The organism is Fibrella aquatilis (assembly GCF_017353255.1).
GTDB classification, from domain to species: Bacteria; Bacteroidota; Bacteroidia; order Cytophagales; family Spirosomataceae; genus Fibrella; species Fibrella aquatilis.
The window spans coordinates 65,860-91,875 of record NZ_JAFMYU010000002.1 but is presented as its reverse complement, the minus strand read 5'-3'; the positions used below and the strand labels follow the sequence as shown (position 1 = coordinate 91,875).

Annotated in this window: 13 protein-coding genes; 5 read left to right on the top strand and 8 right to left on the bottom strand. The window is 56.6% G+C overall.

Annotated features, from left to right (window positions below; all coding sequences use genetic code 11):
- Positions 1–24 precede the first annotated feature (24 nt).
- Positions 25–3,744, bottom strand: a complete 3,720-nt coding sequence (metH, locus tag J2I48_RS02705; RefSeq protein ID WP_374758146.1) for a methionine synthase — start codon at positions 3,742–3,744, stop codon at positions 25–27.
- Between the two features lie 223 nt (positions 3,745–3,967).
- On the opposite strand from metH, the gene J2I48_RS02700 reads away from it, so the two are divergent.
- On the top strand, positions 3,968–4,840 hold the full coding sequence (locus J2I48_RS02700) for a Ppx/GppA phosphatase family protein (RefSeq protein WP_207333853.1): 873 nt from the start codon (positions 3,968–3,970) through the stop codon (positions 4,838–4,840).
- 12 nt (positions 4,841–4,852) lie between these two features.
- Here J2I48_RS02700 and J2I48_RS02695 read toward each other — a convergent pair whose 3' ends face one another.
- Together J2I48_RS02695 and J2I48_RS02690 are read right to left on the bottom strand one after the other, a co-directional pair.
- Positions 4,853–13,864: an SdrD B-like domain-containing protein gene (locus J2I48_RS02695; protein ID WP_207333852.1), complete on the bottom strand. Its 9,012-nt coding sequence runs from the start codon at positions 13,862–13,864 to the stop codon at positions 4,853–4,855.
- Between the two features lie 558 nt (positions 13,865–14,422).
- On the bottom strand, positions 14,423–16,867 hold the full coding sequence (locus J2I48_RS02690) for an SdrD B-like domain-containing protein (RefSeq protein ID WP_207333851.1): 2,445 nt from the start codon (positions 16,865–16,867) through the stop codon (positions 14,423–14,425).
- Positions 16,868–16,983: 116 nt separating this feature from the next.
- Between J2I48_RS02690 and J2I48_RS02685 the strand changes: the two genes are divergently transcribed.
- Complete coding sequence (locus J2I48_RS02685) at positions 16,984–17,931, top strand: GNAT family N-acetyltransferase (RefSeq protein ID WP_207333850.1); 948 nt, start codon at positions 16,984–16,986, stop codon at positions 17,929–17,931.
- A gap of 96 nt (positions 17,932–18,027) precedes the next feature.
- Here the strand turns inward: J2I48_RS02685 and J2I48_RS02680 are convergent, their stop codons facing one another.
- Together J2I48_RS02680 and prmC are read right to left on the bottom strand one after the other, a co-directional pair.
- Positions 18,028–18,984: an AAA family ATPase gene (locus J2I48_RS02680; RefSeq protein ID WP_207333849.1), complete on the bottom strand. Its 957-nt coding sequence runs from the start codon at positions 18,982–18,984 to the stop codon at positions 18,028–18,030.
- A 75-nt stretch (positions 18,985–19,059) separates the two neighbouring features.
- Positions 19,060–19,917: a peptide chain release factor N(5)-glutamine methyltransferase gene (prmC, locus tag J2I48_RS02675; RefSeq protein WP_207333848.1), complete on the bottom strand. Its 858-nt coding sequence runs from the start codon at positions 19,915–19,917 to the stop codon at positions 19,060–19,062.
- 154 nt (positions 19,918–20,071) lie between these two features.
- On the opposite strand from prmC, the gene ribD reads away from it, so the two are divergent.
- Positions 20,072–21,187 carry a bifunctional diaminohydroxyphosphoribosylaminopyrimidine deaminase/5-amino-6-(5-phosphoribosylamino)uracil reductase RibD gene (gene ribD, locus J2I48_RS02670; RefSeq protein ID WP_207333847.1) on the top strand — a complete coding sequence of 372 codons (1,116 nt, stop codon included), beginning with the start codon at positions 20,072–20,074 and terminating at the stop codon, positions 21,185–21,187.
- A gap of 175 nt (positions 21,188–21,362) precedes the next feature.
- On the opposite strand, the gene J2I48_RS02665 is transcribed toward ribD, so the two are convergent.
- From J2I48_RS02665 to J2I48_RS02655, 3 genes are all read right to left on the bottom strand, one after another.
- Positions 21,363–21,857 carry a hypothetical protein gene (locus J2I48_RS02665; RefSeq protein WP_207333846.1) on the bottom strand — a complete coding sequence of 165 codons (495 nt, stop codon included), beginning with the start codon at positions 21,855–21,857 and terminating at the stop codon, positions 21,363–21,365.
- 147 nt (positions 21,858–22,004) lie between these two features.
- Positions 22,005–23,213, bottom strand: coding sequence for an N-acetylglucosamine-6-phosphate deacetylase (nagA, locus tag J2I48_RS02660; protein WP_207333845.1), 1,209 nt, complete (start codon positions 23,211–23,213; stop codon positions 22,005–22,007).
- Positions 23,214–23,309: 96 nt separating this feature from the next.
- Positions 23,310–24,059 (bottom strand): shikimate dehydrogenase family protein, encoded by a 750-nt coding sequence (locus J2I48_RS02655; protein WP_207333844.1) that lies wholly within the window; start codon positions 24,057–24,059, stop codon positions 23,310–23,312.
- Between the two features lie 109 nt (positions 24,060–24,168).
- Here J2I48_RS02655 and J2I48_RS02650 point away from each other — a divergent pair, with 109 nt between their 5' ends.
- Both J2I48_RS02650 and J2I48_RS02645 read left to right on the top strand, forming a co-directional pair.
- Positions 24,169–24,711 (top strand): 3'-5' exonuclease, encoded by a 543-nt coding sequence (locus tag J2I48_RS02650; protein WP_207333843.1) that lies wholly within the window; start codon positions 24,169–24,171, stop codon positions 24,709–24,711.
- A gap of 100 nt (positions 24,712–24,811) precedes the next feature.
- A complete protein-coding gene (locus tag J2I48_RS02645) occupies positions 24,812–25,939 on the top strand; it encodes a Gfo/Idh/MocA family protein (protein WP_207333842.1) in 1,128 nt (375 codons plus the stop codon).
- The last annotated feature ends 77 nt before the right edge of the window (positions 25,940–26,016 follow it).

The window sequence follows — 26,016 nt, the reverse complement described above, 5'->3', positions numbered from 1 at the left end:
CCGAAGACCTTATAGGTTTGGTAATCAATATGCCAGCACCGGGGCGAGCCAGCGTTCGGCGTCTTCGAGGGGCATGTCTTTGCGGTGGGCGTAGTCGATGAGCTGGTCTTTGTTGAGCTTGCCCGTGGCGAAATACTTGGCTTCGGGGTGGCTGAAATAAAACCCACTCACCGACGAGGCCGGGTACATCGCGAAGCTTTCCGTCAGCACAATATCAGCCCGACCCGCGTCCAGCAGGTCAAACAACGTGGCTTTTTCGGTGTGGTCGGGGCAGGCGGGGTAGCCCGGCGCGGGACGGATACCCTGGTACTTCTCGCGGATCAATTCGTCGTTGCTCAATTGTTCAGACGGTGCGTAGGGCCAGAACTCGGTACGTACCCGCTTATGCATCAACTCGGTAAACGCCTCGGCCAGCCGGTCGGCCAGGGCCTTGACCATGATGCTGTTGTAGTCGTCATGATCCCGGTCAAATTTCTCCACCAGCGCCTCGATACCAATACCTGCTGTAACGGCAAAGGCACCGATGTAGTCTTCGCGGCCACTTTCCAGCGGTGCTATAAAGTCGGCGAGGCATAGGTTGGGCAAACCCGCCGCCTTCATGTTCTGCTGCCGCAGGAAGTGGAGTACAGTCTTTGTATCAAATAACAACTCCCCCGCGGGCGTCACCGACGTTTGCGACTGCGCCCGACTGATCTTATATTCCGTATGCAGGTGGCTGCCGTGGCGTTCGCAGGGAATCTCGCGTGATAGCTCTTCGTATTCGTGAATCAGTACGTCGTCGTCGGTGGCGTTGGCCGGGAAGAAACCAATAACGGCCTTCGCGCCCAGCGACTTATCGCGGATGATCTGTTGCAGGAGCGCGTTGGCGTCGTCGTAAAGTTTTTTGGCTTCGCTGCCCACCGTGGCATCGTCGAAAATAGCGGGGTACTTGCCGCTCAGTTGCCAGGTCTGAAAAAACGGCGTCCAGTCAATAAACTTAGCGATCTCCTCCAGCGGGTAATCATCGAAAACACGGGTGCCCAGGAACGTGGGCTTGGTGGCCTCAAACGCCGACCAGTCGATGGCAACGCGGTTTTTGCGGGCCTGCTCAATGGTCAGCAGGTTTTTCTCTTTCTGCCGTTTGGCGTGCTCATCGCGGAGCCGGGCGTATTCGGTTTTAATCTCCTGAAATATCAGATCGCGCGTAGCCAGTTCATCACTCGTCAGCCGACCGGCCACAGGTACGCTCCGGCTGGCGTCGAGCACGTGGATGACCGGTCCCGAATAGTGCGGGTCGATCTTCACGGCGGTGTGGATGCGCGAGGTGGTGGCACCGCCAATGAGCAGCGGCATGGTGAAGCCCTGCCGTTCCATCTCTTTGGCCACGCCTACCATTTCGTCCAACGACGGCGTTATCAGGCCGCTAAGGCCAATAATATCTACATTATGTTCGCGGGCAGCATCCAGGATTTTCTGAGTGGGCACCATTACCCCAAGGTCGATGATCTCGTAGTTGTTGCACCCCAGCACCACGCCCACGATGTTTTTGCCGATGTCGTGTACGTCACCCTTCACCGTCGCGAGCAAGATTTTACCCGCCCCGGCGGCTTCGCCCACGGCCTTTTCGGCCTCAATGTAGGGCGTGAGGATCGCTACGGCTTTTTTCATCACCCGCGCCGATTTCACCACTTGGGGCAGAAACATCTTGCCTTCGCCGAAGAGGTCACCCACCACGTTCATGCCGTCCATAAGGGGACCTTCGATCACGTGCAGCGGGCGTTCTACCTGTTGGCGGGCCTCTTCTACGTCCTCATCAATAAATTCGGTAATGCCTTTGATGAGGGCGTGTTTCAGGCGCTCACCCACGGTGCCGCCCCGCCAGGCATCGTCTACGACTACCTCCTTGCCTTTACTTTTCACCGTTTCGGCGAAGGTCACCATGCGTTCGGTGGCATCGTCGCGGCGGTTCAGGAGTACGTCTTCAACGTGTTCGAGCAGATCTTTTGGAATATCGTCGTAGATGCCTAATTGACCCGCGTTCACGATACCCATGTCCATACCGGCCCGGATGGCGTGGTACAAAAAGGCCGAATGGAACGCCTCGCGAACAGGTTCGTTGCCCCGAAACGAGAACGACACGTTACTCACACCCCCGCTCACCTTCGCCAGCGGCAGGTTTTCTTTGATCCAGCGCGTAGCGTTGATGAAGTCAACGGCGTAGTTATTATGCTCTTCGATCCCCGTGGCAACGGTCAGGATGTTGGGGTCGAAAATGATGTCCTGGGGGTTGAACTGCACTTTATCAACCAAAATCCGATAGGCGCGTTCGCAGATTTCGATGCGCCGTTCAAACGAATCGGCCTGCCCTACTTCGTCAAACGCCATTACTACCGTGGCCGCGCCGTAGCGTTTCACCAGGTTGGCCCGCTCGATGAACGCCTCCTCGCCTTCTTTCAAGGAAATGGAATTGACGATGGCCTTACCCTGCACACATTTCAAACCCGCTTCGATCACCTCCCACTTCGAGGAGTCGATCATGACGGGTACGCGAGCAATGTCGGGTTCGGCGGCAATCAGGTTCAGGAAGGTGGTCATTACCTCCGCCGAATCGAGCATGCCTTCATCCAGGTTAACGTCGATGATCTGCGCGCCGTTTTCTACCTGTTGACGGGCCACGGCCAGCGCCGCTTCGTAATCACCCGATTTAATGAGCCGGGCAAACGCCTTCGAGCCGGTTACGTTGGTCCGCTCACCCACGTTCACAAAGTTGGTTAACTCCGTGATCTTCAGCGGCTCCAGACCGCTCAGCTTTTGATATGGTTCTGGCGTTGGCCTGGGGCGGGGTTGGTATTGTTTGGCTTTTTCAGCAATGGCGCGAATATGGTCGGGCGTGGAGCCGCAGCAACCACCGATGATGTTAATGAACCCGTCGCGCATGAAGCCGTCTACCTGGGCGGCCATCATCTCCGGCGTTTCGTCGTATTCACCAAACTCGTTAGGCAGGCCCGCGTTGGGGTAGGCCGACACAAAAAATGGTGCTTCCTTCGCCAGCGTCTGTATATACGGGCGCATGGGTTCGGCCCCCAACGCGCAGTTCAGGCCCACGCTTAGCAGCGGCAGGTGCGAGATCGAGTACAAAAACGCCTCCGTCGTCTGCCCCGACAACGTCCGCCCCGACGCATCGGTGATGGTGCCAGAAATCATGATAGGCCACGACCGGCTCGCTTTCGCGAAATACTTATCGACCGCAAACAGTGCTGCCTTAGCGTTGAGCGTGTCGAAAATCGTTTCGACCAGCAGAATGTCCGAACCGCCGTCTATGAGGCCTTCGACCTGCTCGTAATAGGCATCCACCAGTTCATCGAACGTGACGGCGCGGTAGCCGGGGTTGTTCACGTCGGGGCTAAGGGAGGCGGTGCGGTTGGTGGGCCCCATGGCGCCGGCCACAAACCGGGGCTTGTCGGGGTTGGCGCTGGTAAACTCGTCGGCCACTTCGCGGGCAATCCGGGCCGACTCGTAATTAAGCTCATACACCAGGTCCTCCATATGGTAGTCGGCCATGGCGATGCGCGTACCGCTGAAGGTATTCGTCTCTACAATGTCGGAACCAGCCTCGAAATACTGCCGGTGAATCTCGGCAATGATGTCGGGGCGGGTAAGCGACAGCAGGTCGTTGTTGCCTTTCACGTCGTGCGGGAAATCGCGGAAACGGTCGCCGCGGTAATCGGCCTCGGTGAGGTCGTACCGCTGAATCATGGTACCCATGGCCCCGTCGAGGACGAGGATACGTTGCTGGAGGAGGTCGGTGAGCTGTTGCAAAACGAGCCAGTAGTTTCGTGGAAAAAGTTAATGGCAAAAGGCCGCTAACCCGGAAAAGTACAAATTTAACGGTTGGCCTGCTGAATAGCTACCAACGGGTCAATAGTGAGAAAGAATAAGCGTTTGGGCGTAGTTTTGCCCCTACTAGTTATTGATCAATGACTAACCTATGAAACTTGCCGCTATCGACATCGGTTCCAACGCCGCCCGCCTGCAAATCTCAACCGTGCTGACCAACGATGACGTGGTGAGTTTCAAACGCGTAGAATACGTTCGTTTTCCGTTACGGCTGGGGCACGACGTGTTCACGCATGGCGCCCTGACTCCCGAAAGCGTACAACGCACGGTGAAGCTGATGCAGGCTTACAAACTGCTGATGGAACTGCATGAGGTTGAGGGCTTTATGGCCTGTGCTACGTCGGCCATGCGCGAGGCTACCAACGGCCGCGAGGTGGTTGAACTGGTCAAAGCGCGTTCGGGTATACCCATCCAGATCATCGACGGGCAACGTGAGGCCCAACTCATCAACAATGTGGTGGTGCTAGCCCTCGACGAACGGCAAACGATCCACATCGATGTCGGAGGGGGCAGCACCGAGCTAAACTTCTACAAAAACCGTATAAAGCTGAACTCCAGGTCGTTTAAGATCGGGTCGGTGCGGTTGCTGGAAGGTAAAGAGACCAAAGGTGCCTGGCAAAAAATGCACGACTGGGTGGCCGAAAACGTCGACCGGACGCAACCGATTGTAGCCGTAGGCACGGGTGGCAACATCAGCAAGCTCTTCAACCTGGTAGCTAAAACGTCGGACACGACCACCACCCTGGCCGAAATTCAGCGGATGCACGACTACATCGCGGGTTTCAGCCTCGACGACCGGATCAACAAGCTCCGCCTCAACGCCGACCGCGCCGACGTAATCGTGCCTGCCGCCGAGATCTACCTGGCCGTGATGGAATGGGCCGGGGCCACCGAAATCGCCGTACCTGACCTAGGCCTCAAAGACGGCATCCTGCAAACGGTGTACCAGCAATTGAAGAAATAAGCGCATTCACGTTTAACGCTTCCGTTTAACCACCAAAATTGGTACGCACTTGGGTGGTGGGCACACGCAGGCGGCGTTGGCAAACGAGATCACCTTGTCGGCAAAGCAACCCGACGCGTTGAACACCCGCACCACATACGTTTTGGCCGTACCCCGGCTGATGTTCTGGATGATCTTGAACAACCCGCCGCTGGCCGGTGGCAACGGCGTAGCCCCCGCGTAGCTGAGTGCGCCGGCGTAGGTGGTCCCTTCCGTATAATCATACCGGTCTGTTGGCGATACCCCCGCCAGGCTCACAAAGCCGTTTGCCTGCGAAGTGGCACCAATGCATTGTGCTTCCTGCACCGTCAGCGAGAACGCATCGGGTAAGGCAATCACTGTTCCCTGCACCAACGAGACGCTGTAGCAACCCGTTTCGGTGTTGGTCACCGTCACGCTGTATACTCCGCCATTGGCTGTAGTCGTGGCCGGAATCGTTACCGTGGCCTGCGTACTGGTGAAGCTCTGCGGACCACGCCAAGCGTAGCGCACCGAACCGGTCTGCGAGTTGGCCCGCAACGTCAGGGTTTGCCCCACGCAGGCACTGCCCGACTGCACCGTCACATCGGGCGGGGTGGTGTCGAGCAGCACTTCGGCGGTGGCAACAGACGAGCAGCTGTTGCCCTGACTCGTCACCGTGAGGATATACACGCCCGGCAAACTAACTACCGGATTCTGCTGGTTCTTATTTACCACTGTAATGCCCGGACCTGACCAGGTGTAGGCTACGTTGGCCGAGGTCGACGTGCCCAGCAGTGTAACGGTTGGTTGAAGGCACGTGATGGTGCCACCGTTGGCCGAAGCCCCCGGCAGGCCCTTATCCTGCGACACCGCCGCCGTGGCGGATGCCAAACAGCCGTTGTCGTCATTCGTTAGCACCACCGTGTAGGTGCCCGCCAGGCCCACCGTTGGGCTGTTTTCGGTCGAACTGTAATTGTTTGGTCCCGTCCACAAGGCCGAATACGCACCAGCCAAGCTGGGTCTGGCAGTCAGTTTCACGCTACCACTGGCGCAGGAGATGGTGCCGCCCGTGGCCGAAACCGAAAACAGGGTAACGTCCTGCTGCACCAGCGCCGTAGTGCTGGCCTGACAGCCATTGGCCGGGTTCGTTACCGTGACGGTGTACGTGCCGGGTTTATTCACGGTGGCGTCGGCGGTGCGGGCGGTGTAGCTGTTCGGGCCGGTCCAGGCGTAGGCTATCCCGTTGGGTGTGCCTGTGGCTACCAGCGTCAGGCTCGTTTTGGCGCAGGTTAGCGTACCGCCCGTGGCCGTAACCGAGGGTAATTGCTGGTCAGCGGTTACTACCGTTGTGGCCGACTGTACGCACCCATTGGCCGCTGTGATGCTCAGTACGTAGGTGCCCGGCCCCTTGTTGGGGAACGTCTGAGTGGCCGCACTGGTGGTGGCCGACTGTGGCCCGCCGTTGAGCGCGTACTGATACGACAACCCAACCGCCGCTACCGTAGCTGACAGCGTGGCCGTTGGGTTCAGGCAAGTGATCGGTCCGTTGTCGGTCAGCGTAATTTGCGGGGTAGCGGTGTTGCTCTCCACTACCGTACTGGCAATGGCCGAACAACCCGGTGGCGCGTTGAAAATGCTGACCGTTAAGCTATAAGCACCCGCCACCGACGCTGAAAAGGGAATACTCAACTGCGACGACTTGCCAATTTCGCCCGTGCTCCACGCGTAGCTGTAAGCCGAATTGACGTTGCTTAACGACGCTGTAAGGGCTACCGTCGGGTTATTGCAGGTGATAGGCCCACTGGCCGAAATGGAAATAACCGGCGTTGTAAGTGTTTGTGATACAGTAGTCGAGGCCGTGGCGGTACAACCGTTGGGGGCCGTAACGATCAGGCTATAGGGACCCGGTGCCAGCACCGACTTGTAGAAGATGCTGGATGCCGTTGTGCCGGTTTCGCCTGAACTCCACCGGTAGTCGTGCATCATGTTCAGGTGACTGTTGATCGTGGCTGTCATCGTGACAAACGCCTGGTCGCAGGTGATAGGACCGTCGTTGTCGAGCGTTAGTCCGGGGGCCATGGTATCTTCTTCTAACGTCGTAGTGGTTACGGTCGAACAACCATTTGGCGCCACAATAGTCAGGCTGTAGAGACCGGGCGTAGTGGTGGTGAACGACAGCGACGTGGCCGATGACGTACCCGTAGCTCCCCCACCGGCGGGGTTAGCCCACCGATACGTGTACCCCCCCACGCTAGCCACCGTGGCCGATATGACTGCCGACGGTTGTGCGCAGGTGATCGGTCCGTTGTTACCCGCCGTGGCCGTTGGCGATGTCAGGTCGGCGGTAACCGTAGCCGATGCGGCGGCTGTGCAACCGTTGGGGGCCGTGACCACCACCGAATAGCTGCCTACTGTACCGACATTGATGGCGGCGGTGGTGGCACCCGTGTTGGTTGGCCCTGTCCAGCGGTAGGTAGTACCGGCCGGGCTGACTGTGGCTGTGAGCGTAGCTAGTGGGCGAGCGCAGGTAATAGGCCCATTGACACTCACCGATACCGTTGGAGCCACCGTGTTGCTCAGCACATTGGTCGTAGCCGTGGCGTAGCAACCGTTGCCGTTGATCACCGTAACCGAATACGTCCCGGCGGCGTCAATGACCGTGGTCTGGTTTGGTGCGCTGCTGCTTCCAGCGAAACCGGTACTCCAGCGATAGCTATAGTTACCCCCCGTCACGTTGCCCGGCGTGGCCGTTAGCGTGGCCGTTGTTTTGGTGCAGGTAAGCGGGCTATTGTTGGTCAGGCTTACGGTGGGCGTGGTGGTATTGCTCTGCACCGTCGTGATGCCCGTGGTTGAACAGCCATTATTGCCCGTTACCGTCAACGAATAGGTGCCCGACCCCGCCGTAAACGATGAAACCGTTTGCCCGCTCGACCAGCGATAAGCTACCGCTGTGGCGTTGGCCGCCGCCGAGATGAGCACTACCGGGTCGGCACAGGTAACCGGACCGTCGTTGTTGATCGTGATCTGAGGTGCGTTGATGTCCTGCACCACCGTAGCCACATCGGATGCCGTACAGCCATTGGGGGCCGTAGCCACCAGGATATACGTACCGGCGGCATTGACCGTAGCCGTGGCCGTGTTAGCACCCGATACAATCGCACCGCCATTGTTGGCACTCCACAAATACGTGACGCCGGGGGTCATGCTACTACCGGTCAGGGATACCGTTGCCAACGTACAGCTAAGCACTTTGTCAATGCTGGCACTGACGGTTGGCGCGGTATTGTTAAGCGAAACACTCACTGCGCTGGTGGCCGTGCAGCCGTTGGGAGCCGTCACGGTCAGCAGGTAGCTGCCCGCCGCATTCACCGTGGGCGTAGCCGTGGTGCCGCCCGACACGATGGTACCGTTGCTGGTGCGCCACTTATAAACGGCACCCGGCGTGGTACTGCTGCCATTGAGCACTACGCTCGTCAGCGTACAACTAAGCGCCTTATCGGGACCTGCGTTGGCGTTGGGTGTGGTAAGGTCACTGCTCACCACTACGCTTGCCACACTGGTACAACCGTTAGGGGCGGTCACGGTCACGCTGTAGGTTCCGGCTACGCTCACCGACAGGGGCACCGTACTTACCTGCCCAGCGTTGATGGGCACTGTGCCGCTGCTCGCGCCCGTCCAGGCGTATCCGTAAGTGCCTGATCCACCACTGGCCGTAATACTGGCGGTAATCGTGGCAGTGGGGTTGGCGCAGCTAACAAGCCGGTCTACCGCAGCTGCCATAAGGGGCACAACCGTATTGCTGTTGAGGGTAGTAGTGCCCACCATTGAACAGCCATTAGGCCCCGTCACGCTCAGTTGGTACGTGCCCGACGCACTCACCACCTGGGTAACCACCTGCGAACCACCTGCCGTGAGGGCAATCACCGTGGGCGATGCCTGGTTGCTCCATTTGTACGTATAATTTCCCGTCAGTGTGCCGGCCGTAATCGTGGCCGTTAAAATCGCGGTGGTTTTAGCGCAGGTTAATACCCCGTTGTTCACGACTGCCACGTCGGGGATCGACGTATCATTGTTGAGCGTGGTCGATGCTGTAGCCGTACAGCCGTTGGGAGCAGTGACCGTCACACTGAACACATCAGCCGACTGCACGGCCAACGTAAAGGCCACTACCTGACCCGCCGTGAGCACTGTGCTGCCGGTAACACCGGTACTCCACTGATAGGTATAGGTACCTGCTCCGCTGGCACCCGTCAGGCTGGCCGTAAGGGTTGCAGTGCTCCGGTTGCACGTCAGGTCGCCATCATTAGTAAGTGCTATTACCGGTTGACCAATGCGCTGGTCAACTACCACGCTGGCTGTGGCCGAACATCCATTTGTGGTTGTAATGGTCAGGCTATACGTGCCCGACGTGCTTACCGGCACCGTTAACGTGCTGGCGTTGCTCGTGCTGGTGGCTCCCGTACTCCATTTATACGTATAGCTGCCCACATAACTACCAACCGCCGCCGAGAGCGTTACGCTCGTCCGCGAACAGGTCAGTGGGGAGTTGCTGGAGAGCGAGAGCGTGGGGGTCAGTATATCCTGGGCTACGGTGCTGCTGGCCTGGGCCGTGCAACCGTTGGGGGCTGTGACCACCACCGTATAGGTGCCCGGCGTGTTTGCACTCAGCGTGGGCGTGGTCTGACCCCCGCTCCAGCGATAACTCACCGTGCCGGGGCTGGCTGTGGTAGAGAGCAGCACGCTCGTTTTAGCACAGGTCAGTGGCCCGTCGTTGCCCACCACTACCGTGGGCAGGGCGTTGTCCAGCGTGACCAGGGCCACATCGCTGGCTACGCAGCCATTGGGGCCGGTCACTTGCAGGCTGTAGGTGCCCGTCGCACTTACCGTGGGGCTGGCCGTGTTGCCTCCTGCGAGGATTACCCCATTGGCTGTGCTCCACACGTAAATAACTCCCGGTGTGCTGCTGCTACCCGTCAGGACCACGCTGGTCAGGGTGCAGCTGAGCACCTTGTCGGGTCCAGCATTGACGTTGGGCGGGGTGTTATTCAGTGAAACCACGACTACGTCCGTAGTGACGCAGCCGTTGGAGGCCGTCACCTGTAGGGTGTATGTTCCGGCGGCGTTGATGGATGGCGTTGCCGTATTGGCTCCGTTCACGATGTTACCTCCGTTTGAAGCCGTCCACGAATACGATACGCCGGGGGTGCTGCTGCCACCGGCCAGCTGAATCAGCGTAATGGCGCAGGTCAGTTCGCGGTCGGGTCCGGCGTTGGCGTTGGGGGGCGTGTTGTCGGCCTGCACCGTAGTGGTGGTCACGGCCGTACAACCATTGCTGGCCGCCGTCACCGTCAGCCTGTAGACGCCCGCCGTACTTGTGGTAAAACTCGATGCATTCGACACCAACCCACCCGGCCCCGTCCAGGTCCAGCTTTGCAGCACGGGCACCGTTTTCGACACCGTTGCCGCCGGTTTTAAGCAGGTGATTGGTCCGTCGTTTTGGGCCGAAATAACGGGGACGGTGGTGTTGGAACTGACTGACGCCGTCACCGCCGAACTCGAGCAACCGTTGGCCGTTACCACCAGCGTATACGTTCCCGGCGCGTTAACGGTTGGGTTAACACCCGTGAGCACACCCCCGCCCGGCGCCGTCCAACTGTACGTTGGACTTGGTGTGATAACAGACGACGTACCCGTGAGCGATACCGTGGGCGAGGCGCAGGTGATGGTAGCCCCCGCCGCCGTAGCCACCGGAATCGGCTTCACCGTAATCTGATACACCACCGACGGGCGGCAGGCGGGATCAGCGGCGGCGGGATTCAACACCGCATAGATATAATAGGTAGTCGTGGTGGTGCCGGTGTTGGCGGGCAGCGAATAACTACCCCCCGCCACCGCCAGGCTGTTGCTCGTGGGGGTGCCGCCGCCAACGAGTGTAGTCGTACCCGTGGGCGCGTAAGGATTAGCCTGCACCACGTCTGATCGGTAGAACGTAATGGCTGAGGTGCCGTTGGAGGTCAGCGACAGCGTAGGCGTGGCCTGCCCCGAACAGATTGAAAACGATGCGCTGCTGGTTGGCACCAGCGTAGGACAGAACGTAAAGCCCACATCGAAGGTATGGTTGTTCTGCCCAAAAGCCCCCGTAGTGAGGTTAACGATGGCATTATTACCCGACATGCTGGCGTCGGAGTCGATGTTATCGTTGCCGTTGCTATTTACGTTGGCCGTGGTCAACGTCAGGTTTGTCAGCCCCGTTTGCACCGTCGGGATCCGAATCTGATAGGCCGTGCTGGCTGACAGGGGCAACGTATATTGGGCGCTTGGCGACGAATCGCGGGCCAGCGAACTAAAATAGTATTGCCCACTGGCGTTGGTGGTGGCGGTGGCGACCAGCGTACTACCCTGAAACAGCTGCACCGTAATACCCGATAGGGACGGTTCGCAGGGGTCTTGTTTGCCGTTGCCGTTGGTGTCGCGCCAGAGGTAGTTACCAATCTCGATGGGCGGCACGGCGCAAAACAACTCCATGTCGCCCAGGCCCGTGGCCTTACCCGACGTGCCCTCGGCCTGACTGTATATTTGGAAGGATCCCGTTTGCCCCCCTGTGGTATTGCTCAGGTACAGCATCCCGTTGTTGAAACAGCATTGGTAGGCATCCGTCGCCACGGTGATCACGTTGCCCGACCCCGGCAGCAGGGCCAGGGCACCCTGCGTAGCCTGGTCATGGTCTATCGTGACGTCGCCCACGTAGTATTCGCCACCGCCCGGCCCCTGCGTGTTGCTGGCACCGGCCGTGGTAATGGGTCCCGACTTACCGTTATTTTCCAGTGTCCAGCTCGTAAACGTGGCGTTGGGCGCCGACCGCAAGATGTCGCCGTTGGCATAGCCATTGAATAAGTCGTTGTAGCGGCTCCCATAGGTGGCGTTATTGGGGTCTGAAAAATAGTAGTTCTGGTAGCCGCTCTGGAATCCGTTGCGGTCAATAAAGCCCATCAGCAGCGACCCATCGATGTCAAACTCAATATCGCCCAGGATTGGCTGCGACATAATCGCCTGGTTGTTGCTGGCGTTGATAAGGAAGTTTTGTTCCGGCGTTGTTTTCCACGAGTACCAGTCGGCCACTTGGCTAAGGTCGCTATTACTACGTCCCCGCGTAAAGGTCAGGCTGTAGGGCTGCACCACCAGCGTGGGGTTGCCCCCGGCCACACTCGGGTCGATGGCATAAACAAACGCCCGCAGGTTAACCCGGCTCTGCGAGGCCTGCGCATCGCACACCCAGCCCGAATACAGTTTTCCCCGCCAGCTTTTCAGGCCCCAGGGCCGCGCTACTCCCGTACCCACAGGGCAATTGGCATCGGCGTTGATGGAAAACGACTGAACATTGGCCGACGTGGGGCTTACCGTTGGAATGGAATAGATTTTCCGGTCGAAGAGGTTGGTCACGAACAGCCGCGAACCGTCGTCAGCGATGTCAATGTCGCCAAATGACGTTTTGCCAACGGCGTCAAAAGCCGTTTCGTCGCGGTAGTTGTCTGTTTTACTGGCTGGTGCACCGGGGGCGTGGGGGTCGGTACCCACGTTGATGCCCAGGTTGGCAAATTCAACAAACGTAGTTGTGGGCGTGGTAGCGTTGGCAAAGTCGGTGACGTAGATGCCGTCAATGCCCGCCGGCCCATAGCTGGAGTGGCGTTTGGTTACGGTAGACGTGTATAGTTTCCGGGTGAACTTGTTGTAGGCCACCCCCCAGACAGCCCCCACCTGACTCGCCACGGCCACCTTGGTAGGTCCCACGTCGGCGTTGCGGGCCAGGGCCGGAAACGTCACCAGGGCGGGTTCGGTGCTCGCCGTGCCCCCACCCAGGGCGTTGCCGTTCACGTAGCACGGAATGGCCAGCGTTGGGTTGGGGCCGCAATATTCGCCGGGGTCATTTAGGGCCAGGTTGGCGCAGTTGCCCGGCGTAACAAACTGGACCGTGGTGCCGTTGTCGGCTCCCACCACGCTGGGCGAGAGGTAGGTAGGTATGCTCGACAATTCAATCCGGTACTGGGTGCTCGTAGTGAGGCCCGTCAATGTATAGGAGCCAACGTCGGTGGTATTGGTCGTTGCTACGGCGGTGCCATTGCAGTCGTAGGCGGTTACGGTAATGCCCGCCACCCCTACTTCGCCCGCACTCACATTGGCCCCCGAACTATTCCGCAGGCCATCTTCGCTAAAATCACGATATACCTGCCCTGACACTTGCCCAGTGGCCAAGGCGGCACACAGCGGCTGTACAATTGCGCATTTTCCAGCGTTGAAATTTTGGGTTACTTCGGCAGCCGAAATACCCCGGTTATAGACCGCCGCCAGGTAGATTGTACCCGACCAGGGCCGGTCATACGACACTTCGTTACCAATGGTGAGCAGGGCGTCTTCCCAGTTGCTGAATGTACCCGGCCGCGTACCCGTATACACCGACACCCCGTTGAGATACACCGCTTCATTGCCTGCCGCGTCGCGCGTGAATACCACGTGCTGCGGAGCAGTGGTAGACACACCACCAATGTTGAGTTGCGGCGAGGTGCCGTTCAAATCAGGCGTGGTGGTGTTGGGGGCCGCATCGGTTCGTACCCGCACCACGTAGTTGGCGCCGTCCTGGCCCAGCAAAAAATCGCGGGAGCCGGTGCCAGTAGACAAGGTCATGATGCGGGCCGGACCCGTCACGCCCGTTGTGGCGGCGGGCTGCACCCAGGCCTCAAGTGTCAGCCCCGTGCCCAACACCGTCGATTTAGTGCTCAGCGTTTTGGCCGTTGACTGAATCGCTACACCCGAAAAGTTTTGTGTAGCTGACACGGTATTATTGATTGTCAACCCGCAGCCCGAGGCTACCCAACTGGTAAGGCCAGCGTTGTAAATCTTAAGGTCGAGCGGTTGCCCCGCCCGCGATACATCATAGACCGTTCCACCGCTACCCTCCTGGAAGTTATAGAGTATCACCTGCCCCGGCATGACCCGTTGCTGCGCCTGAACCGCTGTACCATGACCCATACAACCTAGTATGGCTAGTAGAAAAAGCCACGTTCTCCACCCCAGTTGCCACGTTTGACTGGCACAGTTATTGAGATGTAAAAAACGGTATTCACAATAATTAACGGAGAGGAAAGTGCGTGTCATAGTCATGCAGGCATGCAGTAATTTTTACTCAAAAAAGAAGCACGTACTGAATTGGTCAGCGCAAGGGTGAAAACTTGTTGCACAGGATTCCTATTATCCTTCGGGTTTCAAAAAATCACAATAATTCACTGACTTCAAGCCACTTACATACAAATAGTATCATTACCAGCAAAGAGAAACCGCGACGCGGCTCTGTTTAAGAGCTTACGTCGTAGTTTTCACTATCCCGATACTGCCTACTTATTTGTTTGATTGTTAGTGCTCACACATTTTAGTGTCTGCCTAACAGAGGCAAAATTTGTACCTTATTTTATCGCTATAGATTCGTACGCCTACTCAGGAAAATTCCTCACTTTTTACCACAGACACCAAAGCAGCAAGGCCCGATGGAAAACCATCGGGCCTTGCTGCTTTGGTGTCTGTGCCTTGATCTTACCTCACGCGCCGTCCGCTGATTGGAATACAAGTGGCTACGTTATTGCACGGCCCGGCGTCCTGAACACCTATGTCGAGGGTATTGATAGTCTGGCCGGGTACAGTGAGCACAAACGGCATAACCGGCAGGCCATCTAGTGGTGTATTTGATCCCGATAGCGTAAAAGCATCCGAATCGTTGAGTGTAGCATTGATGCCTGTACCCAGATTCCAGCCCGTCAGGTTGTAGTTGCGTAGGCCTACGTTTAGCGTCTTGTTAGCGAGCTTATACTGTAGATTAGATTGGCCGTAACCCGCCACAATATAGTAAGGCGTGTTAAGGCTCAAACTGAGACCATTGCCTGTCCTGAACCGGTAAAGACCATTTTGGTCGGTGGTGGTACTGGCTATCCATTGTCCGCTAGCCGTATATATAGCTACGTTCAGGCCCGGCAATGGTGTCTCGGCGGGATCCTGCACACCGTTGCCGTTGATGTCGATCCAGGCCCGGTTACCAATCTCAGACGCCACGGCATCGCAGAGCGGAGTTAACTGACCTGTGCCGTTGGCCACGCCGAAGGTGGTACGTGGGCGAGTGTACAACGGCGAGGCAGTAGTTGAAAACGGGTCGCTGTAGATCTCATAACGGCGCTTCACCTGACCGGTATACAGATCAAACACGGCCGACCCTGCCGACCAGGTGGTGAGTGGGTTGTAGAGCGTGGCATACAAATTTCCTAAACTACCGTTGCTCATCAGCGACCCGGTAAACGTTTCTTCATTCTGAGTCAGGTAATTGTCGTTGCCATAAAATTCACCGCCAATATCGGCGGGGAAGTTAGGGTCGCCGGGGCCTTGTCCGTTCATCGTGCCAGTGCCGGTGTTGGCCCCTGCTGCGCCATCGATTTCCAGGAAATACGTATCATTGACCAGAGCTGCCCGCAACAGATCGCCACCCGGATAGCCGCTGTATACCGTCAGTGGCGTAGGCAGCGTTTCGATGGGGGCAGGCTGATTACGGCCCGTTTGGTGGCCCGTGCGGTCCATCAGGCCCAGAATCATGGCCCCTTCGGCATCAAACGCAATAGAAGCCAGTATGGGTTGAGGCCGTACTACACGGTTTAGCCCCGGCGTGGTAGTGCTGATTAATGTGTTGGTAGAAAAATCAGTCCAGGTATCGCTCCAGGGTTCCCAGTATTCACCCAGCGAGGGCGTACCCACCGTGGCCCAGCCTTTGCGGTAAGCCAAAGGCACGGTAATCACGGGCGTGGGGTCGAAGGTGTTGGTAGCCAGATCAAAGGCGTACACACAAGCCTGCAAATCGGTCCGGCTCCGGCTGATCGACGCATCATTGACTATGCCCACGTAGAGTTTTCCCTGATAGTACGTAACGGCCCAGGGGCGGTTTTCGCCTTTGCTGGTGTTGGTTTGAGGAATCGGGTAGCTGGTAAAGTTGGCGGGCGTGATTAGCCCCGCCGATTTCACAGGCGACCCAACGGCAATGCTGACGAGCGTTTTTTCATAGGCGTTAATGACCCACAACCGGTCTTCACGCGGGGTGAACGTGGCACCGCCAAACCCTACTTTGCCCACCAGCGCAAACGCGGCGGCATCAACGCTGATATTGCTGAACGATTGCGGCAACGTACGCGCCGACAGCGCAGTCAGGTCAGCAGGAGCGGCCAGGGTCAGATATTGACCAGCGTCGAAATAGGCGGTTGAAGTGGCAGCGGTGGGGTCGGTAAGGTAGATACCTCCCAGTCCAAGAGGCCCCAGGGCGGCATGGCGTTTCAAGAGCGACAGCGACACCAGCTTACCCGATTGCCGCTGCCAGGCCGATGCCCACACAGCGCCCATATCTGTCCCTGTACCCACGGCATCAGGCTGGTCTGCCGGGATGGTGGGCTGCCCCGATGCCGTAGTGGCAAACGTAACAAGCGCATTATTAGTAGTCTGCACAGCCCCCTGATAGTAAATCGGAATGGCTAGCTGAGGTACCGCCTGACAATAATCGGCCGGGTCGCTGAGGCCGTACAAAACGGCGCTGGTAGGTGCCTGCACAAACTGCACCGACGTGCCAGTCAGGGCTGGAGCGTCGTATGAAAACAGGGTATTGTCGGGGGTAAATTCAAGCCGCACCAGTTTGCCCGCCGCAATCTCGTTAGCGGCAAAACCAAAGGTGCCATCGTCGGCAGTAGTCGTAGACAATGGCTGGCTGGCCCCGTCTACATAGGCCAATACCAGTAAGCCACCAATGCCTGGCTCTTTGGCACCTGCGGTAGCGCGCTGCCCGTCGCGGTTGTAGTCGCGGAAGGCCACGCCACTTACCTGGGCCACAGCTGTAATACTTGACAGTAATAACCACAAAATCAATAGATTTAGTAGCTTATACACGCCGGGCAATGAATTTCCTGGCTGCCGGGTATGGGTATACCGGGCAGAACCAACGGGTTCCTGATTCATGGGGATCACATTTACTGGGCTGTATTTGCCCTCAAACGAAAACCGTGCCAACTTGCTCACGAATGAACATTTTCACATTGTTCCAATAACCTATCGACTTACCAGTTTTGACCTACATGTACCGATTCGTCACCTACTCATCGCCGTTGCCGGAGGCCCTTCCGCCGCTGGCCGAGCCGGGCTTTTTAGTCAATACAGTGGCGCAATTGATGGCTCAATCAGTAGACGGTTGTTGGGTGATAGATGCGGTGAATGAAACTAGCAGTCGAGTAGATGCACGTTGCGCTTTTTTTGACGCTAACTCACTGGCAATCAGCCCAAAGCAACAGTCATTTGGTTCTGTAGAATTTACAAGAGAATTACCCGACAATGTGCTCGATGGCTTTTTAAACGCCCTGGAAAAGGCAGTAGAAACTGCTAAGTTGACGGGTCTGCGTCTGGTGCATTACCCCCGTGCCTATGCCCCTGAGCAGACAGACCGGCTACTGGCAAAACTGAGCAGCCGGGGGTTTGTGGTGGCGGACGAACAATTAAATTTTCACCTTAAAATTTCCAAAAAATCCTTTACCGACGGTCTTCACCACTCGGCACGTCGCAGGCTTGGTAAGGCGAAACGGGCGGGTTTGGTGGCTCGTTACTGGCCAAATCCTGATCTCGATAGGGTCATTGCTTTCCTGGAAACCAGTCGGAGTGCTCAGGGTTACCCCCTCACCATGTCCGCCGATACCCTGCGCCACTGGCTCGCCACCGCCCCCGACGATTACCTGACCTTTGCGGTTTTCGACCACGACGATACCCTGGCCGCCCTGACGGTGGCGGTGCGGATGCGCGCCGACATTCTCTATAATTTCCTCCCCGCCGACAACGCGGCTTACCGCGCCTACAGCCCCACCATTTTGCTCACCGAGTGCCTCTACATCTTCTGCCAGCACCACCACTATACCTTCCTCGACCTCGGCATTTGCGTAGACGAACACCGTCAACCCAAACCGACCCTCATGCGCTTCAAACGCAACCTCGGCGCGGAAGAGTCAGCAAAGTGGACGTGGGAACAGAAGTGGTAAGTGATGAGTGGTAAGTGATGAGTTTGCTGCCGCCAGAGAAACTACGCTTGCGGCAGCAAACTCATCACTTACCACTCATCACTTACCACTCCCTTTTTATCCAATCGCTACTTTCTTCAAAATAGAATCGATGATCTGGAGGGAGGAGATGCCGTCGGCTTCGGCTTCGTAGTTGAGCAGTACGCGGTGGTTGAATACGTCAGGGGCCACTTCTTTGATGTCGTCGGGCAGGACGTAATCGCGCTGATCGAAGTAAGCAATAGCTTTGGCAGCCAGGTTCAGGTGGATACTGGCGCGGGGCGACACCCCATACTGAATGTACCGCGCCTCGTCGCGGAGGCCGTAGTCGAGGGGGCGGCGCGTGGCAAACACCAGTTCGATGATGTAGCGTTCGAGGCTGTCGGAGATGGCTACCTGATTGATCTCGTTGCGAATGTTGGCGATGTCGTCTTTGTCGAGCATGGGCTGCACTTCATAGTCGAAGTTCAGGTTCGACATGCGCCGCATCACCTCCAGCTCCTCGTCTTTGGTGAGGTAGTCGACAAAGACCTTCATCATAAACCGGTCTACCTGCGCTTCGGGCAGCGGGTAGGTCCCTTCCTGTTCCAGCGGGTTTTGGGTGGCCAACACCAGAAACGGCCGGTCGAGCACAAAGGTCTCTTCGCCGATAGTCACCTGCTTTTCCTGCATGGCCTCCAGCAATGCCGACTGCACCTTGGCCGGCGACCGGTTGATCTCGTCGGCCAGGATCAGGTTGGCAAACACGGGGCCCTGTTTCACCTCAAAATCAGACGTGCGCTGATTAAATATCATGGTTCCGATCAGGTCGGCGGGGAGTAGGTCGGGCGTAAACTGAATACGCTGGAAATCAAGCTGCAATACCTTTGCCAGCGTATTGATAGTCAGCGTTTTAGCCAGGCCGGGTACCCCTTCGAGCAGGATATGGCCACCCGTAAACAGGCCAATCAATAGCCGGTTTAGCAGCCGGTCCTGCCCCACCACTACGTTGCCAATCTCGGCCCGTACCTGTTTAATCTGAGTCGTGTAATTCACAAAAGGTTGACTGTTTGTCGGTTTGTGTGTTTGTCTGTTTGTAGCCAGCAACAAAACAGACAAACACACAAACAATTAGTACCGGCTCGCTCGCACAGTGCGGTCTTTGCCGTGGATGTCTTTATATACCTGCACCTGCGAGAAACCCCGCTGACTGAACACGGCCTTGGTGTCGTCGCCGAACCGTTCGTTGATTTCTACGTAGCACATCCCCTTGTCAGACAGGTATTTAGCGGCAAAGTCAGCCACGGCTTTGTAGAAAATCAGCGGGTCGGCATCGTCGACAAACAGGGCCACGTCGGGTTCGTAGTCCAGCACATTGCGGTCCATCTGGGCGGCTTCCGAGCGGGTTACGTAGGGGGGGTTACTCACCACGCAGTCGAACTGGCTGACTCCTTCGGCGGGCACGTTCAATATGTCCTGAATCCGAAAGTTCACGTCGGCATTGAGTTTGTCAGCATTGCGGCGGGCCAGCGTCAGGGCCTCTTCCGACACGTCCCAGCCCGTCACGTCCGACTGCGGCAGGAACCGCGCCAGGGTCACGGCCAAACAACCGCTGCCCGTGCCAATGTCAAGTACGCTGAGGGGTCGCTCCATTTCGTCGCCGAAATCGTGCATGATCAGGCGGATGAGGTCTTCTGTTTCGGGGCGGGGAATAAGCACGTCGGGCGACACTTCAAATTCCAGGCCGCAGAAGATGGTAGTACCGATTACGTGCTGAATGGGTTCCTGCCGGTTTAGCCGTTCAATAACCCGAAACCAGTCGGGTTCGGTGCGGTTGGCAGGCAGGGGTTTGTCGGCCAGCACGTCGGCCTTGCGCAGGCCGAAATAATGGTCGAGCAGCATAAAGGCCATTTCCCGCGCCTCTTCGGGCGGGTAGGCGGTGATGTTGCGGCTGAGTTGTTGGTAAAGGGGTCGGGCAGTAGAAGCCATACGACAAAACGGAGTTTCGCCAAAAATAGAACAAATTAAGGGAAGGCTACTTTTTGTTTATAGTCTTCAGTTGACTGTTTAGGGTCTTCTGTTGGCTATACCTTTGCCTTATCTACTCACCGCTTACTACTCAGCACTCACCACTAATTCGTCTATGCTGCCAACAGAACTACACATGCGCCGGGCGCTGGAATTAGCCCAGCGGGGGCGTGGGCACGTAAGCCCCAACCCTATGGTAGGCTGCGTGCTGGTACATGACTTGGGGCCAACGGCCACGGGCCGCGTGCTGGGTGAAGGCTGGCACGAGCAGTATGGTGGCCCCCACGCCGAAGTCAACGCTATCCGTTCCGTGATCCCCACCGACGAAGCCCTGCTACCCCAGGCCACAGCCTACGTGACACTGGAGCCTTGTTCGCACTGGGGCAAAACACCACCCTGCGCCGAACTGCTGATTACCAAGCACATAGGCCGCGTAGTATGCTGTAACGACGACCCAAACCCGCTGGTGTCCGGGCGCGGGTTCGAGCTGCTGCGTGAGGCGGGCATTCCCGTAGAAAGGGGCGTGCTGGCGCAGGAAGGACGCCTGTTGAACGCCCGTTTCTTTACATTTATGGAGCAGAAGAGGCCCTACATTATGCTGAAATGGGCCGAAACTGCCGACGGTTTTATGGGTGGGCCGGGGCGTGTGCCCGTAGCTATTACCGGACCGGAGGCCAACGCGCTGGTGCACCGCTGGCGGGCCGAAGAACAGGCTATTCTGGTAGGCAGCGGCACCGCCCGCCACGACAACCCCCGCCTCAACGTGCGCCTGTATCACGATGCCGAAAAACCCGTACGCCAACCGCTGCGTATTGTGCTGGACCGCACACTGACCCTACCCCACAGCCTACATCTCTTCGACGGTTTGCAACCCACGCTCGTTTTCCACGCCGATACCCTGCCTTCGCCGCCCAATGTGCTCAACGTGATGTATGCCCCCCTGCCCGAAACAACGCTGACAGGCTTGCCAATGCTGAATGTACGAGCAATGTTGCACGAGCTGCATCAGCGGTCGGTGCAGTCTGTATTTGTTGAAGGTGGTACTCAGGTGCATACCGAGTTCATCAGGCTAGGCTTATGGGACGAGATCAGGCGATTTATTAGCCCAAACAACCTAGGCCACGGGGTTTCGGCACCACAGATTGACAGTCTCAGAGACTATAGTTTTACGCAGGAACATGTTGGTCCTGACCAGCTTTATTGGTATAAGGTACAGTCTAAAACAAATTAATCTTTCTACATAATGTACCTATCACACAGCCTGATACCCCAATGCCTGTAAGACGGTTAAAACAAAAGCGGCTTATCACAAACATTGCCGTCTGTGATAAGCCGCTTTCGCGTAGGGTATCAATAAAAACGTGGCCAATTAATAAACCACTTACAACCAACTGTTGACCTTTATATTAGGCAACCACGGCATTTTTTCTTGGCCGACCCCGCTTTTTACCTGTAGCCGAAACAGCTGCTTTTACTTTTGGTTCGCTATCCTTCAACTGTAACTCGTAGCCAGTCATACCGTCATGGCTGAAATCTTTCACGACAAATGACTGCTTGGCGGTTTTAAAATCTACGCCATTATTTGTCAATACACCAGCTAATTCAATACCATAGCTACGGCCTGCTTTTACTAGGTCAAACCCATCTTCTTCTTGGCTGGTCTTAACTAGGTAAAGCGCCGAAATCTTGCGTTTGCCTTCCTGCGTACCTACTTTAAAGCGCATTGGTGCAGCACCCAAATCAAGAGCCGCCGCTGTCTTTACAGGAAACACCACGATCCCTTTGGCCGAAATTGTACCCGTTAACGTGGGTTGTTTTTTCGATTTACGTGGCTTGTCAGATTTTTTCCGGGTCTTTTGATTGTCCTGAGACGAAAAAAAACGAATGCTTTTCTCTTTCATGAGCTGCAATGGTTAAACGATTTGTCTGTTTTTACTAGGCGAGCGCGGCGCTAAAATCACCTGCTCATCATTTTCTTGGAACAAAGCTATTAATTTAGAAATAGCTCGTATCAATTATTAATAAAAATAATTGAAATAAGTAGTAAATCAGATCAACTGTTCCCCATTTACCCAGACTGTCTGCACGTTTAATAGATTATTGAGGCGAACCAAATTAGCGGTATACCCCACATCTATTTTACCAATTTGATGGGTCAGGCCAATTTGTTTGGCGGGTATTTCGGTCGTCATTCGCAACACGTCTACCAGTGGTAAACCTACGGTTTTTACACAAAAACGAAGGCAGTCGGAAAGCGAAACGGCGGTGCCTGCCAACTTGCCTTCGTTATTGCCGTAGCGTCCGTGCAACGGCTCATCAGGCTGTCCCGTGCCGGGTAGGTACTTCACCACAAAGTCGCCCAGGGCAAAGGTGGCCCGAGGCCCGGCGCCGCTACCAACGGGCGGTACAAAGAGCGCATCGGAAATTAGAAACAGGCGGTTGGGACCCAGCACCCGGTGGGCCAGCCGGATAGCGGCAGGGGCGCAGTGATACCCATCGGCCACGAGGCTCGTGACCACAGCTCCCTGGTCGAAAATAGCTCCCACAATGCCCGGTTCGCGGCTTTCAAACCCCCGCATAGCATTATAGAGGTGCGTGGCCAATCCGAAGCCTGCGCCGTCGGCATTGGCTTCATCAAAGGCCTGCATAGCCTCGGCATAGGTGGCATTACTATGACCCAGGCTCAGGCGGGTGTTGGGATGTTTCAACCGGTAAAGAGTCTCCCGTTGCGCTGTAGACAAGATTTCGGGGGCCAGCGTCAGTATAGAAATCACGTCGGCATCGTGGCTGAACAGGGCCTCCAGCTCCCCTTCGGCGGGGGGGCGTACAAAGGCCGCCCGGTGTGCCCCACGTTTGATGGGGTTGAAATAAGGGCCTTCCAGGTGGATGCCCGGCACGTGTAAGGGTTGCTCGTCGCGCACGATTTTCACCGCCGCCATAGCGCGTTGCATCTCCTCCAGCGAGGTAGAATGCATGGTGGGCAACACCGTGGTGCTCCCGCGCCGGGCGTGGCTGAGCCAGATGTGCCGCACAGCCTCAGGCGTGGGGTTTTCGTTTAGAAACTCCTGCACCCCACCATAGAGTTGCAGGTCTATCAGGCCCGGCACGAGGTAATCGCCCTGGCAATCAATTACGTTGTGGTTGGCTGGATCAAGATCATGACCAATAGCCGAAATGCGCCCATCCTCCACCCATACGTCGGTGTTAGGCTGTAAGGTGCCGCCGGTGAAGACCGTGGCGTTTTTGAAAAGAAGCATAAAAGGTATTTAGACGTTGGATGCTGGATATTGGACAGTTATGTAAAGCTGATGGTGTGTTAATCCAGTATCCAAAATCCAATATCCAAAGCCTATCTACCCTTCTCCCCAAATTGCCCAGGCTTTTTCGGCTTGTAGAACCAGCATCTGGTAGCCGTTCATGACGGTGGCCCCCTGCGCCCGCCCCCGACGCATAAACTCGGTTTCGGCGGGGTTATAGACCAGGTCGTAGAGGAAGTGGCGGGGTGTCAGTAACTCGTACGGCAGATCGGGCGCAGCCGTCACGTTGGGGTATGTACCTACTGGCGAACAATTAACAACCAACTGATAATCAACTATTACCGCAGGCAAGTCAGCATAAACCAGCCCATTGGCAGAGGGCGTTCTGGAAACCAGCCTGTGGGCAACACCCATATCCGTTAGCGCTGCCACAACCGCTTTAGATGCACCGCCCGTACCCAGCACCAACGCCCGCCCTTCGCCCCCCGCTTCTACCCCTTCGCTCCACGCCTCTTCCAGCGATTGCCGGAATCCATAATAGTCGGAATTAAAGCCTGTTTTGGTACCGTCTTTTTCTAACCGAATCACATTAACGGCCCCGACTTTTTTAGCTGAATCATCGAGTTGATTTAAGAAAGGCAACACAGCTGTTTTGTGCGGAATAGTTACGTTCAGCCCCCGCAAACCAGGCATGGCTAGTAGTGCTGGCAATGCCTGCGCCACGTCGGGCATGTCGAACAGATCGTAGCGGGCATCAGTGATACCGTCGCGGTTGAATTTTTCGGTGAAATATTTTTGTGAAAAAGAGTGGGTAAGGGGGTGGCCAATGAGTCCGTAGCGTGTCATATAGTAAAAGTACGGGTGCATCGGGAATTGGCAGCCTCCACCAAACGTTGTATCTTTATCTATTCATAATCGCAGCCAATCCGGTTGCCTTCCAACTGCTATTGACTGCGTGTATTGTATCGTCGATGTTGAAACGACCGGGGGCGTAAAAGGCCCCGCCCGCCTTACCGAAATTGCCCTGATTCGCCACGATGGCTACCAGATCATCGACGAGTTTCAGACGCTGCTCAATCCGGGCCACCCCATCCCGCCGTTCATCAGCCAGCTCACCCGCATCACCGACGCCATGGTGGCCAACGCGCCCACCTTTGATCAGGTGGCCGACCGGGTACACGAGATCACTGACGGGGCCATTTTTGTGGCGCACAACGTGATGTTTGATTTTGGGTTTCTGCAAAAAGAAATGCGCTGGCTCAACCGTGATTTCCACCGGCGTACACTCTGCACCGTGCGGTCGAGTCGCAAAATTATTCCGGGCCTTCCCTCCTACAGCCTTGGCAAGCTCTGTCGGTCGCTCGACATTCCGGTTTCGGCCCGCCACCGGGCCTACGGCGATGCCGCCGCCACCGTGAAGCTGTTTGAACTGCTCCTCCAAAACGACCGCCACGGCCATATTCCACGGCTAAAAACAGGCGCGTTGGTGACGGTGTAAAAACCCGTTTTTGCCAATTCTAACATCGCCCCCCGTTTCGGGTTATCCTAACAGGTACAGCAGCCCATTTTACCAATAGGCTTACTTGCTGTAGACTGTTATGGAAGACAACCAACTGGGTATTGGGGTAATTGGCATGGGCGGCTTCGGGCTGTTTGCCGTGCAACAATTTTTGCAACATCCCCACACCAAACTAGTGGCCATTGCCGGGTCACGGCGCGAAGAGGCCATCCGCACCGCCGAGCGTTTTGGGGCCGATCAACTCGACTCGATTGAGCAACTCGTGGCCCACCCCGACGTAGATCTGGTCTACATTGCCACGCCGCCGTTTTTGCACTACGAACAGGCTATGCTGGCCCTGGAGGCCGGAAAGCACGTCATCTGCGAAAAACCGCTGGCTATGAATCCCACGCAGGGTCGCGAAATGCTGGCCAAAGCGCAGGAGAAAGGGCTGCTGATGGTGACGAACCTCATGCAACGCTACAACCCGCTGTTCGCCCGAATTAAAACGCTGATCGATAAGAATCTGCTGGGCGATTTTTTGCACGGCTACTTCGAGAACTACGCCGGCGACGAAGGCCTGAAACCTGAACACTGGTTCTGGAACCGGGAGCTATCGGGCGGTATTTTCATTGAACACGGCGTTCACTTTTTTGACCTTTTTGCGGGTTGGCTGGGCCACGGCGAGGTGGTAGCGGCGCAGGTAATAAAACGTCCCAACAGCAATGACATTGAAGATCAGGTGCAGGCTACGGTGCGCTATGGCAGTGAAGAAACGGGCTACAAGCTTGTAAATTTCTACCACGGCTTCACCCAAACCGGGCGCATGGACCGGCAGGAGATGCGGCTCGTTTTTGAGCGCGGCGACATCACGCTGTATGAATGGGTGCCCACCCGTATGGTGCTCCGCTGCGTGGCCGACGAAGCCACCACCCGCGCCCTGATGGACATATTCCCCGACGCCCAACTCAACGTAACGGCCAACATCGACCCGACCAAACCCATTGGCGGGCGGCACAAAACGTTCTCGGTTTACCAACAGATCGAGATCAAATTCGGCTTCGACGTAGAGAAGCAACACCGCTACAGCGAATTGCTCCGCCTCATGTTCCGCGATCAGGTAGCGGCCATCAAACAACCCGACGTACACCGCATCATTTCCGAAGAAAACGGCCTATCCAGCCTCGAAACGGCATTTATTGCTGACAAGATGGCACGCAAAGGATAATGTACAATGCACAATGTATAATGTACAATGGCTCCGCCTTATATGATAATCTGGCGGAGCCATTGTACATTATACAT

Bases quoted from the DNA above. Each gene is read 5' to 3' on its own strand.
- metH (WP_374758146.1), bottom strand. From the start codon at position 3,744: ATGGGTACCATGATTCAGCGGTACGACCTCACCGAGGCCGATTACCGC.
- J2I48_RS02700 (WP_207333853.1), top strand. From the start codon at position 3,968: ATGAAACTTGCCGCTATCGACATCGGTTCCAACGCCGCCCGCCTGCAA.
- J2I48_RS02695 (WP_207333852.1), bottom strand. From the start codon at position 13,864: ATGGGTCATGGTACAGCGGTTCAGGCGCAGCAACGGGTCATGCCGGGG.
- J2I48_RS02690 (WP_207333851.1), bottom strand. From the start codon at position 16,867: ATGAATCAGGAACCCGTTGGTTCTGCCCGGTATACCCATACCCGGCAG.
- J2I48_RS02685 (WP_207333850.1), top strand. From the start codon at position 16,984: ATGTACCGATTCGTCACCTACTCATCGCCGTTGCCGGAGGCCCTTCCG.
- prmC (WP_207333848.1), bottom strand. From the start codon at position 19,917: ATGGCTTCTACTGCCCGACCCCTTTACCAACAACTCAGCCGCAACATC.
- ribD (WP_207333847.1), top strand. From the start codon at position 20,072: ATGCTGCCAACAGAACTACACATGCGCCGGGCGCTGGAATTAGCCCAG.
- J2I48_RS02665 (WP_207333846.1), bottom strand. From the start codon at position 21,857: ATGAAAGAGAAAAGCATTCGTTTTTTTTCGTCTCAGGACAATCAAAAG.
- nagA (WP_207333845.1), bottom strand. From the start codon at position 23,213: ATGCTTCTTTTCAAAAACGCCACGGTCTTCACCGGCGGCACCTTACAG.
- J2I48_RS02655 (WP_207333844.1), bottom strand. From the start codon at position 24,059: ATGACACGCTACGGACTCATTGGCCACCCCCTTACCCACTCTTTTTCA.
- J2I48_RS02645 (WP_207333842.1), top strand. From the start codon at position 24,812: ATGGAAGACAACCAACTGGGTATTGGGGTAATTGGCATGGGCGGCTTC.